Source organism: Microbacterium galbum (genome assembly GCF_032464915.1).
GTDB classification, from domain to species: domain Bacteria; phylum Actinomycetota; class Actinomycetes; order Actinomycetales; family Microbacteriaceae; genus Microbacterium; species Microbacterium galbum.
Window position 1 is genome coordinate 330237 of the sequence record NZ_JAWDIS010000002.1, and the last position, 13896, is coordinate 344132.

Annotated in this window: 10 protein-coding genes; 2 read left to right on the top strand and 8 right to left on the bottom strand. The window is 72.1% G+C overall.

The window, feature by feature from the left end:
* The first annotated feature begins 45 nt into the window (after positions 1-45).
* Entirely contained in the window at positions 46-1443 is a 1398-nt protein-coding gene (locus RWH45_RS10730) for a threonine/serine exporter family protein (RefSeq protein WP_315994890.1), read from the top strand.
* A gap of 69 nt (positions 1444-1512) precedes the next feature.
* On the opposite strand, the gene recR is transcribed toward RWH45_RS10730, so the two are convergent.
* The 8 genes from recR to RWH45_RS10770 form a co-directional block, all read right to left on the bottom strand.
* Positions 1513-2106, bottom strand: a complete 594-nt coding sequence (recR, locus tag RWH45_RS10735; protein ID WP_315994891.1) for a recombination mediator RecR — start codon at positions 2104-2106, stop codon at positions 1513-1515.
* On the bottom strand, positions 2106-5183 hold the full coding sequence (locus tag RWH45_RS10740; RefSeq protein WP_315994892.1) for a DNA polymerase III subunit gamma and tau: 3078 nt from the start codon (positions 5181-5183) through the stop codon (positions 2106-2108). The genes recR and RWH45_RS10740 overlap by 1 nt, the downstream gene beginning before the upstream one ends.
* 256 nt (positions 5184-5439) lie before the next feature.
* A complete protein-coding gene (locus tag RWH45_RS10745) occupies positions 5440-7977 on the bottom strand; it encodes a glycoside hydrolase family 65 protein (RefSeq protein WP_315994893.1) in 2538 nt (845 codons plus the stop codon).
* A gap of 121 nt (positions 7978-8098) precedes the next feature.
* Positions 8099-8833: an HAD family hydrolase gene (locus RWH45_RS10750; RefSeq protein ID WP_315994894.1), complete on the bottom strand. Its 735-nt coding sequence runs from the start codon at positions 8831-8833 to the stop codon at positions 8099-8101.
* An 84-nt stretch (positions 8834-8917) separates the two neighbouring features.
* Positions 8918-10075 (bottom strand): N-acetylglucosamine-6-phosphate deacetylase, encoded by a 1158-nt coding sequence (locus RWH45_RS10755; RefSeq protein WP_315995268.1) that lies wholly within the window; start codon positions 10073-10075, stop codon positions 8918-8920.
* The gene (nagB, locus tag RWH45_RS10760; protein WP_315994895.1) at positions 10075-10860 is read right to left on the bottom strand and encodes a glucosamine-6-phosphate deaminase; all 786 of its coding nucleotides are present in this window, start codon (positions 10858-10860) and stop codon (positions 10075-10077) included. The genes RWH45_RS10755 and nagB overlap by 1 nt, the downstream gene beginning before the upstream one ends.
* A 49-nt stretch (positions 10861-10909) precedes the next feature.
* A complete protein-coding gene (locus tag RWH45_RS10765) occupies positions 10910-12499 on the bottom strand; it encodes a PTS transporter subunit EIIC (RefSeq protein WP_315994896.1) in 1590 nt (529 codons plus the stop codon).
* A gap of 31 nt (positions 12500-12530) precedes the next feature.
* A complete protein-coding gene (locus RWH45_RS10770) occupies positions 12531-12980 on the bottom strand; it encodes a PTS sugar transporter subunit IIA (RefSeq protein ID WP_315994897.1) in 450 nt (149 codons plus the stop codon).
* A gap of 168 nt (positions 12981-13148) precedes the next feature.
* Here RWH45_RS10770 and RWH45_RS10775 point away from each other — a divergent pair, with 168 nt between their 5' ends.
* Entirely contained in the window at positions 13149-13895 is a 747-nt protein-coding gene (locus tag RWH45_RS10775) for a GntR family transcriptional regulator (RefSeq protein WP_315994898.1), read from the top strand.
* The last annotated feature ends 1 nt before the right edge of the window (position 13896 follow it).

The window sequence follows — 13896 nt, forward strand, 5'->3', positions numbered from 1 at the left end:
ATAGGATCGACGGGTTCCACCCCTCCCCCCTCCTGGAGCGATCGGATGCCGCCCACCCCCGGCCGCTGGCTGTCGTCGCTGCGACGACTCGTGCACACCGACGATGCGACGTCGCTCGACACGACGCTGCTCCCCGTCATCGACGAGGCGCTCGCCTCGCGCATCCTCGATCTCGCGATCCGCATCGGCGAGACCATGCTCGTCGTCGGAGCTCCGGCGAACGAGGTGACGCTGACCATCGTGCGCGTATGCGGCGCGTACGGACTCGACCCCGTCCACGTCGACGTCACCTACAACTCCATCACCATCGCGCACAGCCGCCCGGGCGCCTCCCACCCCACGACACTTCTGCGCGTCGTGCGAGGGTCGGTCCCCGACCACGCGAAGCTGCAGCGCCTGCAAGCACTCGTCACCGAGATCACCGGCGGCCTCGCCCTCGACGACGCGATCGCCCGTTGCCGGGCGATCCGACGGCTCCCGTTCCGCTATCGCCCCGCGATCGTGATCGCCTCCCAAGCCACCCTCGCCGCCGGGGTCGCGATCATGTTCGGGGCCAACTGGCTCGCGCTGGTGCTGTCGTTCATCGCCGCCGCACTGGCCGCGACGACGCAGTACGTCATGGCCCGTGCGCGCGTACCGTACTTCTTCGCGCAGATCGCCGGCGGGTTCGTGCTCACCGTGGTCGCCGCGCTCTCCCCTCTGCTGCAGTACACCGGCATCGAGGCGGCCGCCGCGATCAGACCGTCGGTGATCGTGGCATCCGGGATCGTGCTCATGCTCGCCGGTCTCACGGTCGTAGGAGCAGCGCAGGATGCGATCGACGGCTTCGCGCTGACCGCGACCGGGCGCATCCTCGAGCTGACGACGCAGACGCTGGGCGTGGTGCTCGGGATCCTCGCGGGCCTCGAGACGGTGCGGGTGATCGGACTGGGGATGTCACCGCCGTCGAACGCCCTCCCCCTCGGACCGGTCGTGTTCCAGTTCGTGGGCGCCGCGGTGATCGCCGTCGCCGTCGCGGTCTTCAACGGCGCGGGGGCGCGCATCATCGTCGTCAGCGCCGCGTTGAGCCTGGTCGCGTGGGCCGGTTACGTCGCCGCGACCGGACTCGGTTTCGAGGTCGCGGCCGCGAGCGGCGTGGGCGCGTTCATCGGCAGCTTCGTCGGCATCGTCGTGGCCTACCGGCTGCACGTGCCCTCGGTCGCCATCACCACCGCGGCGATCCTGCCGCTCGTGCCCGGAGCCGCGGTCTTCCGCGGTCTGCTGGGCATCGTGGAGTCGGGCGACGACCCCGCCGTGCTGATGACCGGTGTCACCACCCTCGCGGGCGCGGCGACGATCGGCATCGCCCTGGCGGTGGGCGCGTCGCTCGGCATCTACCTCGGGCAGCCGGTGCGGGCGACGTTGTCGAGCGTGACGCGGGTGCGGGCGCGGGCGCGGGGGTAGAGCTCTCGCCGCGGGTTCGTCTCGGGTGGGGGCACGCTCCCGTCTGGTGCGCGTCTCACCGCGCGGAGCTCAGAGGGTGCGGCGTCCCTCGAACGCGCGCCCGAGCGTCACCTCGTCGGCGTACTCCAGGTCGCCGCCGACCGGCAGGCCCGACGCGAGTCGCGTGACACGGATCTCGAGGGTGTGCAGCAAACGGCTCAGGTAGGTCGCCGTCGCTTCGCCCTCGAGGTTGGGGTTGGTGGCGAGGATCACCTCTTGCACGGTCCCGTCGGCGAGGCGCTGCATGAGCTGCGTGACGCGCAGATCGTCGGGGCCGATGCCCGCGATCGGGCTGATGGCCCCACCGAGCACGTGGTACAGACCGCGGAACTCGCGCGTGCGTTCGATCGCCGCGACGTCTTTGGCGTCTTCGACGACGCAGATGAGGGTCGCGTTGCGACGCGGGTCGCGGCAGATCGAGCAGCGCTCCTGTTCGGAGACGTTGCCGCAGATCTCGCAGAACTTGACCTTGTCGCGGATCTCGCCGAGGAGCGTCGACAACCGCGACACATCGAACGACGGCGACTGCAGGATGTGGAAGGCGATGCGCTGCGCCGACTTCGGGCCGATCCCGGGCAGGCGCCCGAACTCGTCGATCAGATCTTGGACGATGCCGTCGTACATCAGCTGAACCTCGTCGGGGGCTCGTAGGGTTCGTCACGCACGTAGGTGGCGCCGAGCATCTGCCGCACCACCGCTTCACCGTAGCGCTGCACACCCCCGCGGAGCGGTGCCATCCGGGGCACGACGACGGGCGGCAGCGGCGCCTCGGTCTCGTCGGCGGGCGGGATCACGTCGTCGTCGTCGACCTCGTCGGGCGCCGGGACGGACGGCGCGACCTCGCGCGGCGGCAAGACCGCACCGGAATGCGGGGCGGTCTGTGCCGGCTCGATCACGGCGTCGTCGGGTTCATCGTCGACGGCCAGAGCGGTGGGGGCACCGTCCGACGACGGGATGGGGGCGACCGCCCATTCCGTCACCGACGACGCGTAGGGCGCCGAGGTGGAGGCCGAGCGCGAACCGGATGCCGGGGGAACCGGCCCTCGCGAACTCGCCGGTCCGGACGACGGCGCGTCGGCCGGGCGCCGAGGTGATCCACCGGACCCCCCGTCGCCGTCGAGGCGGGCGAGGTACTTCACGCGCACGCCCAGGACCGCCTGGATCGCCTGACGCAGATCTTCGCTCGGGCCGCCCTCGGGGGTACGGGTCTTGAACGCCGTGAGATCCGCCGTGGTGCGGAAGCCCAGGGTGAGCACGTCGGCGTCGAACGCGGCGACGGTGGCCGTGGACACCACCAACCACGACGACCTGCTGGCGACTTCGAGCTGGCCGAGCACCTCGGGCCAGGCGTCTCGCACGTGTCCCAGTTCGATCGGGCCGACGGGGATGGCGGGCGGGGTCGGGGCGACCGGCTCGAGGGGCGTCGGGTCGTCGGCGGGGGCGTCCGCACCCGTCGTCGCGGACGACGTCGAGGGAGCGGATGCCGCACCGGCGGGCGCGGAAGGAGCGATCGGCTCCGCCGCCGCGGGGCCGTCGGAGCGTTCGCTCGAAGGGCTCGGTGTGCTTGTCGGCGTGGGGCCGGCGGGCGCAGGCTCGACGGTGGCGGGAGTCGCCTCGGTCGGGGTGCGCGCCTCGGACGGGCGAGCGGGCGGGGTCGGTGTGTCCGAGGGGGCGCTCGACGCGGCCTCGCCGGCCGGGGCCTCGCTGGTCCGCGCGTCGCCGGTCGGGGGCTCGCTGGTCGGCGTTGCGGGGCTCGGCGGTACGCCGTCCTCCGTCGGGACGGAAGCGCTCCTCGCCGAGGAAGGGCTCGACGCGACGTCTGGGCCCTGGGGCGGTGCACCCTCCGCCACAGAGCTCGATGCGCCGGGGGCCGACGTCGTCGGCCTCTCGGAGCCGGGCATAGGGGCGGTGTCGAAGGGGTGGGCGTCGCCGTCGTCGTCGAAGGGCGGCGGGGCATCGTCGTCGGTGAACGGCGGTGGCGCATCGTCGTCGGCGGGGAGCGGGGACCCGGGTCGGGCCGACGACCCGGACGCGTTCTGCGGGCCGGCGGAGCCCGGCTGAGCGATGCGCGAGGTCGTCGCCGCGGACGAGGGGGCATCCGCCTGCGATCGGGACGAGGACGCGCCGGGGTCGGCGATGCCGGGAGCGGCCACCGGCGTCGACACGGGCCGCGCGGGACCGGGGGACGCGACGGTCGGCGCGACGCCCGGTGATGCCACGGTCGGTGCCGCTGCAGGCGACCCCGTCGGCGCGGCGCCCGGTGATGCCACAGCGGGCGCGGCCGCGCCGGGCGAGGCCACGGGCGGTGCAGCGACGCCGGGGGCGGCGATGCGGGGCGCACCCGGCGACGCGATGGCGGGCGATGCGATCGACGGCGATGCGACCGGGGGCGATCCGGCCGCGGGGGCGGCGATGCGCGGCGCGCCCGGCGCCGACCCCCCGTCGCGCGAGGCGGCGACGCCGGGCGCGGCGATGTCGGCGGCGGGCGAGGCCGGGCGCCCCGTCGCGGGAGCGACGGGGGCGGAGGCTCCCGCGTGCGCGACGTCGAGGTCGTGGGCGGTCGCCGGGGCGGTGCCCTGCGGGACGCCGGCGTGGGTGAGCACACGGGCCACGAGCAGCTCGAGCTGCAGACGCGGAGAGGTGGCCCCCGTCATCTCGTCGAGCGCGGCGACGACGAGGTCGGCCGTCCGCGACAGGCGGTGCACACCGAAGGCGGTGGACTGCCGGGCCATGCGCTCGAGTTCGTCGTCGGGGACGCCGCGCAGCACGGCCGAGGCTCCCGCGCCGGTGGCGGCCACCACGATCAGGTCGCGAAGCCGTTCGAGCAGGTCGTCGACGAAGCGGCGCGGGTCTTGACCGGTCTGCACGACGCGGTCGACCGCGGCGAACGCCCCTCCCCCGTCGCCCGCGGCGAACGCGTCGACGACCTCGTCGAGGAGCTCGGAGTGGGTGTAGCCCAGCAGCGCCACGGCCCGCTCGTAGCGCACGAGCACATGCCCCGCGGCATCCGCGTCGCTGCCGGCGATGAGCTGGTCGAGCAGTGACAGCGTGTCGCGCGGAGACCCTCCCCCGGCGCGCACGACGAGGGGCAGGACTCCGGCCTCGACGCCGACGCCCTCGCTCTCGCAGAGCTCCTGCACGTACTCGAGCATGGCTGCGGGCGGGACGAGACGGAACGGGTAGTGGTGGGTGCGCGAGCGGATGGTGCCGAGCACCTTCTCGGGCTCGGTGGTGGCGAAGATGAACTTCACGTGCGCCGGGGGCTCTTCGACGAGCTTGAGCAGGGCGTTGAAGCCCTGCTGGGTGACCATGTGGGCCTCGTCGAGGATGAAGATCTTGAAGCGGTCGCGGGCGGGCGCGAAGATCGCGCGCTCACGCAGATCGCGGGCGTCGTCGACGCCGTTGTGGCTGGCCGCGTCGATCTCGACCACGTCGAGCGACCCGCCGCCGCCGCGGCCGAGCTCGACGCAGCTGTCGCACACGCCGCACGGGGTGTCGGTGGGGCCGGCTGCGCAGTTGAGGCAGCGGGCGAGGATGCGGGCGGACGTGGTCTTGCCGCAGCCGCGCGGACCCGAGAACAGATAGGCGTGGCCCACGCGGTCGCTGCGCAGGGCGGTCATGAGCGGCTCGGTCACCTGCGACTGCCCGATCATCTCGCCGAACGCCTCGGGGCGGTATCGGCGGTACAGGGCTGTCGTCACCCCACCAGCCTACGGCGTCCCTCCGACATCGCTTCCGTGACCGGCTCCGACCGGGGCGCCGCCGCCCGAGCTCGCCGATGTCGAACCCCGCGCGAGCCCCCCGACGCGCTCCCGAACAGGGGATGCCACCGGGACAGGCCGATCCCCCGGCATCCGCCCTGTTCTCGGCGGTTCCCCTGTTCTCGACGACCCACGCACCCCCGCAACGACGAACGCGGCGACACCCCGGGAGGGATGCCGCCGCGTTCGAGCAGGATCAGAAGCCGCCGTCGAGGCCCACCGCGATGGGCGACTCGTCGTCGCTCACGAGCGGGATCGCCGCGGTCACGATCGGCACCGACGCCGACAGCAGCGTGCCGTCCTCGCGCACGGATCCCTCGAGCTGGCGGATCGAGGGGCGCCCCGGACGCACCGGACCCTGGCCGTGCAGCGCCACGCGCACGGTCTCGCCCGGCGCCACCGTGTAGTCGACGTCGCGCACCGCGAACGCGACGGGGCCGCCCTCTCCCCCGGCCCGCAGCGTCAGCGCGGTGGCGGTGAGGGTGACGTCGAGGCGGGTGCCGTGCCAGTGCAGCACGTACGACAGCTCGGGCCAGTCGGCGGGCAGGCGCGGGTCGAAGGTCAGGCGGCCGAAGTGGTCGCGCATGCCGCCGAAACCGCTCACGAGCGCCGTCCACACGCCGCCGGCCGATGCGACGTGCACGCCGTCGGAGGCGTTGTGGTGCAGGTCGCCGAGGTCGACGAACGCGGCCTGACGGAAGTACTCCAGCGCGAGGTCCTGATAGCCCACCTCGGCGGCCAGGATCGACTGCACGACGGCCGACAGCGTGGAGTCGCCCGTGGTCAGCGGGTCGTAGTACTCGAAGTCCGCGAGCTTCTCGGCATCCGTGAAGTGGTTGCCCTGCAGGAACAGCGCGAGCACCACGTCGGCCTGCTTCAGCACCTGGTACCGGTAGATCACCAGCGGGTGGAAGTGCAGCAGCAGGGGGCGCTGGTCGGGCGGGGTGTTCTCGAGGTCCCAGATCTCGCGCTCGAGGAACACGGCGTCCTGGGGATGGATGCCGAGGGCCTCGCTGAACGGGATGTGCATGGCCTCGGCCGCCTTCTCCCAGCCCTCGGGCTCCGAGGGGTCGAGGTTCATGCGGTCGGCCATGTGGGCGTAGGCGTCGGGGTCGTGCTCGGCGAGGTCGCGCACCGTGCGGGCGGCGAAGCGCAGGTTGAAGCGCGCCATGACGTTGGTGAAGAGGTTGTCGTTCACGACCGTCGTGTACTCGTCGGGCCCCGTCACGCCGTGGATGTGGAACGAGTCGTGCTCGCCGTCGGCGGCGGCGTCGCTGGAGCGCCAGAAGCCGAGAGTCGACCACAGGCGCGCCGTGTCGACGGCGATGTCCACGCCCTCGCGGGCGAGGAACTCCTCGTCGCCCGTCGCCCGGACGTACTTGGCGAGCGCGAAGGCGACGTCGGCGTTGATGTGGTACTGCGCGGTGCCGGCGGCGTAATACGCCGATGCCTCCTCGCCGTTAATCGTGCGCCACGGGAACAGGGCGCCCGCCTCGTTGAGCTGGTGCGCGCGCTTGCGGGACGCGGGGAGCATGAGGTACCTCATGCGCAGGGCGTTGCGCGCCCACAGCGGCGACGTGTACGCGAGGAACGGCAGGACGTAGACCTCGGTGTCCCAGAAGTAGTGGCCGCTGTAGCCCGACCCCGTGACGCCCTTCGCGGGCACGCCCTGCCCGTCGGCGCGGGCCGCGGCCTGCGCCAACTGGAACAGGCACCAGCGGGTCGCCTGCTGCAGGTCGCCATGACCGCCGATGCGCACGTCGGAGCGATCCCAGAAGTCGGCGTACCAGGCGATCTGCTGCTCGACGAGGCGGTCGATGCCCGTCTCGACCGCCCGGTCGAGGGTGCGGCGGCAGCGGTCGAGGAGCTCGCCCGTGGGCACACCACGCGAGGTGTGGTAGCTCACCAGCTTGGTGATGGTGGTCGGAACGCCGGCCCGCGCGTGCACGCGGTAGACGTTCTTCGCGATGTCGGGCTCGATGAGTCGCCGCGAGGTGTACTCGTTCTGCGTGTCGACGAGGTGGTCGGCGATGACGGCGAGGGTCATACCCGATTCGCTGACCTCGTAGCTCAGCGCCGAGCGTTCGCCGTCCTGCCAGTACTCGCGCGGCTGCAGCACGCGGTCGCTGAGCTTCTCGGTCTTACGCGGGTCGAATCCGGACTGCGTGGATGCCATCGGCGAGCCGCCGTAGATGCCCTCGCCATCCTGGCGGTTGAGCAGCTGGCTGCTGACCGTGACGGGCGCGTCGGAGTCGAGGACGGTGACGGTCAGACGCAGCACGGCGAGGTGCTTCTCGTCGAACGACACGAACCGCTCGTCCTGGATGCGCACGCGCTTACCCGAGGGCGTCACCCACAGGATGTCGCGACGGAGGATGCCCTGGCGCATGTCGAGCACGCGCTCGTACTCGCGCACGTCGGCGACGTCGAGCGAGAGCGGCTCGTCGTCGACGTAGACGCGCATGACCTTGGCATCCGGTGCGTTGATGATCGTCTGGCCGACCTCCGCGAAGCCGTACGCCTGCTCGGCGTGACGGATCGGGAAGGTCTCGTGGAAGCCGTTGATGAACGTGCCCTGCTCGAGGGCGAAGCGCCCCTCGATGGAGTTGCCGCGCAGGCCCAGGTAACCGTTGCCGACGGCGAAGAGGGTCTCGGTGACCCCCACGTCGTCGAGGGAGAACTGGGTCTCGACGAGTCGCCACTCGTCGATGGGGAAGCGATCGCGATCGATCATCGGGCGGGCCTTCCGGTGGCGGGTTCGGGTCGGCACGAGCGGGCGGCATGCCGCTCGGGCGGGTGAGGTTCGGGGGCACCGTCCGCAGACGGAGCGAGGGACGCCGCGCGCAGGCGACGGCTCAGTCTACGAACGCGGCGAGGTCGTCGACGACCACCGTCGCGCCGGCGGTGGAGAGGTCGTCGGCGCCGACGCCGCGGTCCACGCCGACCACCACGCCGTAGCCGGCCGCGACGGCCGAGCGCACGCCGCTCAGCGCGTCTTCGACCGCGACCGATCGCGCGGGATCGACGCCCAGCATGCGGGCGGCCTCGGCGAACACGTCGGGGGCGGGTTTGGATGCCAGATGGTCGCGCTCGGCGACCACGCCGTCCATCACGACGGGGAACCGGTCGCGCAGCCCCGCGGCCTCGAGCACCTCGACGGCGTTCTTCGAGCTCGAAACGACCGCGATCGGGGTGCCGGCGGCCTGGAGCACGTCGAGGAGGGCGACGGACCCCGGATAGGGACGGATGCCCTCGCTGCGGAGGATGCGGGAGAACACCTCGTTCTTGCGGTTGCCGACGCCGCACACGGTGTCTTCGCGGGGGTCGTCCGACGGGTCGCCCCACGGCACCTCGACGTCGCGGCTGCGCAACAGGCTCGCGACCCCGTCGTAGCGCTTCTTTCCGTCGACGTATTCGAAGTAATCGCGGTCGGTGTAGGCCGGTTCGATCTTCCACGCCGCGAACAGCTCGTCGAACATCGTCTTCCACGCGCGCATGTGCACCTCGGCGGTGGGGGTGAGAACCCCGTCGAGGTCGAACAGCACGCCGTCGAACGAGGTGAGGTCGGGCAGGTCGGGGCTGTCGGTCACGGCGTGCTCCAGATCGGGGTGCGGTGGCGCGGGCGCCCGGAGCGCCGCCCCTCCAGCGTAGTGGCGGGGCGACGCGGCGAGGGGCTATCGCGCGGTGACCGAGAGGGCGCGTCCGCCGATCCACACCTGGGACGGATGCCAGTCGGCATCCCACTGCACGAGATCGGCCGCCGCCCCCTCGGCGACGTGACCGATGTCGGTGCGCCCCAGCGAGCGCGCGGCGTTCTCTGTGCAGGCCGACAGGACGGCGGCGGGGTCGAGCCCCGCGGCGATCATGCGGCGCACGCCCTCATCCAGCACGATGCCGGCACCGGCGATCGTGCCGTCTCGTCGCCGGCCGAGCCCGTGGGCGTCGTTGGCGACCGGCTGACCGCCGAAGTCGCACCACCGGTCGGTCTCGAGCCCCGCGGTGACGATCGCGTCGGTGACGCCGACCGTGCGTCGAGCGGCGGAGGCGAGCACGAGCGAGACCACGCTGGGGTCGAGGTGCTGCCCGTCGATGATCGTGCCGACGAAGAAGCGGTCGTCGGAGAGCACCGCGCCGGGGACCCCGGGTTCGCGCGGTTTGAGGGGGCGCTGGGCGTTGAAGACGTGGGTGGTCATCGTGGCGCCGGCGTCGCCCGCCGCGTGCACCTGCGCGGCGGTGGCGTCGCTGTGCCCGACCGCGACGACGTAGCCCTCCCCGGCGAGACGGTGGACGGCTTCGAGCGCGCCGGGGAGCTCCGGGGCGAGGGTGACGGTGCGCAGCGCGGCGCGGGCCGCGGGGCGCTCGAGGAGGGTGTCGAGGTGCTCGCGGGCGGGGGCGAGCATGAGGTCGGCGCGGTGCGCGCCCTTGCGGGCGGGCGAGAGGAACGGGCCCTCGAGGTGCGCGCCGAGGACACGGGCGACGGGTTCGTCGGCGAACCGCTCCTTCGCCCGTCCGACGCGCTCGAGGGCGGCGACGGTGTCGGGCAGGGGCGCGGTGATGACGGTCGGCTCGATCCCGGTGACCCCGCGCGCGGCGAGCCCGGCGAGGAGAGTTCGCCACCCCGCCTCGTCGGCGGCCGCCACGTCGACTCCGAACGAGCCGTTGACCTGGAGGTCGAGCATGCCCGCCGTCACGACGCCGTCGACGACGTCGTGATCGACGCTCTCGTCCCCCGTCGCCGGGCGGATGCGGGTGATCCGCCCCGCGGCGATCTCGAGGACGACGGGGCCCACGAACGATCCCCCGATCAGCGCCCGCGCGGCACGCAGGCGCATCACAGCCCCTGCCCCGCCGGCTTCCCGGCGTAGGTGGTGCGGTAGTAGTCGACGAAGGCGAGCTGGCTCGCGGCATCCTCGTCGACGACGACCGTCGCGTGGGGATGCAGCTGCAGCACCGAGGCCGGCCACCGCGCCGACACGGGTCCCTCGACCGCCTCGCGCACCGCTTGCGCCTTGCCGCGGCCGAAGCCGAGCATGATCGCGTGACGGCTGTCGAGGATCGTCGCCAGCCCCTGCGTGAGGCAATGGGTGGGGACCTGATCGATGTCGCCGTCGAAGAACCGGGCGTTGTCCTGCCGTGTGCGGGGGGTGAGGGTCTTCAGTCGCGTCCGACTCGCGAGGCTCGACATCGGCATGTTGAAGGCGAGGTGACCGTCGGTTCCGATCCCGAGGATCTGCAGATCGATGCCTCCCGCGTCGCGGATGCGCTGCTCGTACGCGGGACCGGCCTCCAGCGGCGGGACCTCGAGGTCGCCCGGGCCGAGGATCGCGTCGGGGGCGAAGTCGACGTGCTGCTCGAGCTCGGTGCGGATGAACTCGCGGTACCGCTCGGGGTGACCGGCGGGCAGCCCGACGTACTCGTCGAGCAGGAACGCCCGCACCCGCGCGAAGCTCAGGTCCCCGTCCCGGTGACGGCGCGCGAGCTCGCGGTACACCGGAAGGGGCGTCGAGCCCGTGGCGAGGCCGATCACCGCCGACGCAGTGGCGTGCAGCAGGGCGGTGTAGGCGTCGGCGACGACGCGGGCGGCATCCTCGGGGGTGGGGACGACGACGACCTCCATCACCGTCCCCCTCTCGCTCGGGCGCCGAGGGCGCGGCATCCGTTCGTCATCACAGCACCTCGAGGATGTCGTTCTTGAGCATCTCGGCGCGGGGGCCGAAGACGGCCTGCACGTTGTCGCCGACCTCGAGCACCCCGGCGGCGCCGAGCTGCTTCAGTCGTGCGTGGTCGACGAGTGTGCGGTCGGCGACCTCCATGCGCAGGCGGGTGATGCAGGCGTCGACGTGCTTGAGGTTGGCGCGGCCTCCGAAGGCGTCGATGAGCTGCTCGGCGGTGGACCCGGTGGGAGCCGGGGCGGGCGCAGCGGCTGCGGCAGTGTCGGTGGCGGTGGCGACGGCCGGCGCGGACGGGGCGATCGGCGTTCCGGCGGCGGGGTCGGCGTCGGCGTCGACCGCGGGGGCGTCGCTCGTCGGGGCGGACAGGTCTTCGCGGCCCGGGGTGCGCAGGTTCCACTTCTTGATGACGAGGCGGAACAGGAGGTAGTAGACGCCGAAGTAGATCACGCCCATCACCACCAACAGCCAGATGTTGTTCGCCGCCGGCGCCGTGCCGTACAGGAGCAGGTCGAACAGTCCCGCGGAGAACGAGAAACCGAGGTGGATGTCGAGCAGGTAGGCGACGGCGAGCGAGATGCCGGTGAGCACCGCGTGCACCACGTAGAGCGGGAACGCGACGAACATGAACGCGAACTCGAGCGGTTCGGTGATCCCGGTCAGGAACGCCGTGAGGCCGGCGGCGCCCAGGATGCCGATCGCGGCCTTGCGCTGCGCGGGATTGGCCAGGTGGATCATGGCGAGCGCGGCGGCGGGGAGACCGAACATCAGGACAGGGTAGAAGCCCGAGGTCAACGCACCCGCGGTGGGATCGCCCGCGGCGAAGCGGGTGAGCTCACCGGTGACGACGCTGCCGTCGCCCTTCGTATACGAGCCCTGCAGGAACCACACGTAGGAGTTGAGGATGTGGTGCAGCCCCACGGGGATGAGCATGCGGTTGGCGAATCCGTAGACGAAGGCGCCGATCGCGCCCGTGCCGCCGATGAAGGCCCCGAGGCCCGTCAGGCCGGTGTCGAAGATCGGATAGAAGTAGCTGAGCCCGAACCCGACGACGAGGCTCGCGAGCGAGACGACGATGGGAACGAACCGGCGCCCACCGAAGAATCCCAGGTAGGACGGCAGTTGGATGGTGTGGTACCGGTCGAACAGCCACGCCGTGAGCAGGCCGATGACGATGCCGCCGAACACGCTGTAGTTGATCTGCACCTGATCGCCCGCGGCCGTGGTCTGCCCGGCGAGCACCACCGGCGACATCGCCTTGAACACGTTCGCGAGCACGAGGTATCCGACGACGGCCGCGAGCGCCGTCGATCCGTCGGCCTTCTTCGCGAAGCCGATCGCGACGCCGACCGCGAACAGCAGCGCGAGGTTGTCGAACAGCGCACCGCCGGCCGCGCTCATGGCCTGGAAGAAGGGGCCGATGACCGGCAGGTCGATCTGGCCCAGCAGGTCGGGCTGACCGAGACGGAGCAGGATGCCGGCGGCCGGCAGCACCGCGATGGGCAGCATGAGGCTCTTGCCCAGGCGCTGCATCTGCGCGAAGCCCGGGATTCCACGGCGGCGCGCGGTGGGGACGGTGGTGGCCATGACGGTTCTCTCTCGACGGTGACGGAACGGATCAGACGGACAGAAGGGGGGTACCGGGGGTGATCTCGGCGCCCTCGGCGGCGTGCAGGGACACGTCGTCGGCGGAGCGCTCGAGGACGACCACGGGGACGACGCTGGCGAGGCCCGCCGCGCGGATCGCCGGCACGTCGTAGGCGATGACCGGGGTGCCCGCCGCAACCCGATCGCCCTTGGCGGCATAGGGCGTGAAGCCCTCGCCCTGGAGCTGGACCGTGTCGAGCCCGAGGTGCACGAGCACGCCCACCCCCTCGTCGGTCACGACGACGAACGCGTGCGGGAAGACCTGCAGCAGCGTGCCCTCGACCGGCGAGACGACGTCGACGATCTCGAGAGGCGGCTCGACCGCGACGCCCGGACCCATCGCCCCCTGGGCGAACAACTGATCGGGTACGTCGGCGAGCGGCAGGACGACTCCGACGAGCGGGGACAGGATGACGGTCACGGGGACTCCTCGGGGGCGGCGGTTCGACGGTACGCACCAGCGACCGTCGCTTAGGTTGGGGAAGATCAGATCGTCTTCGCCCGCGCCGACCACGTGGCTCGTACTGGTACGTACCAGTGAAGCTACTGGTCACCGTCGGGCGTGTCAACACCGAAAGTCGACGCCGTCATGCCCCGTCTCCGCGATGCCGACACCCCGCCCGCCGTCACCGCCGGCCCCATTCCCAAGCACGCCCAGTTGCGCGCGATCCTGCTGTCGGACATCGGCAGCACGTGGCCGGCCCACGCGGCCATCCCGTCGGAACGCGAGCTGTCGACCCGCCACGGGGTGAGCAGGGCGACCGTGCGCGAGGCGCTGCGGCAACTGATCGACGAGCAGAAGCTGTACACGGTGCAGGGGAAGGGCACCTTCGTCGCCGGCGAGCGCGTGCAGTCCCAGCTGCACCTCGCGTCGTTCACGGAGGACATGCGTCGACGGGGCATGGTCGCCACGACCCTCGTCCGCCGCGCCGAGAGGGCGATCCCGCCCCTCGACGTGCGCGCAGCCCTCGGCCTCGATGAGGACGAAGAAGCCTGGTCGATCGAGCGTCTGCGCCTGGCCAACGGCATCCCGATGGCCCTCGAGACCGGCTGGTACTCACCGCGTCTCGCCGACGACCTCGGCGAGCAGGACCTCGGCACGTCGCTCTACGGCCTGTTGGCCGAGAGGTACGGCGTCCGCATCGACGCCGCCGAGCAGACGGTGTGGACGGAAGCGGTCGAGGATGCCGTCGCGACGGCGCTCGCGGTGCCTCCCGGGTCGCCGGTCCTGGTGTTCCGGCGCACGTCGCGCTCCGGCGGTCGCGCCGTCGAGCACGTCACGTCGTGGTACCGCGGGGATCGCTACCAGGTGCACATGGCGCTGGCCGGAGGCTGAG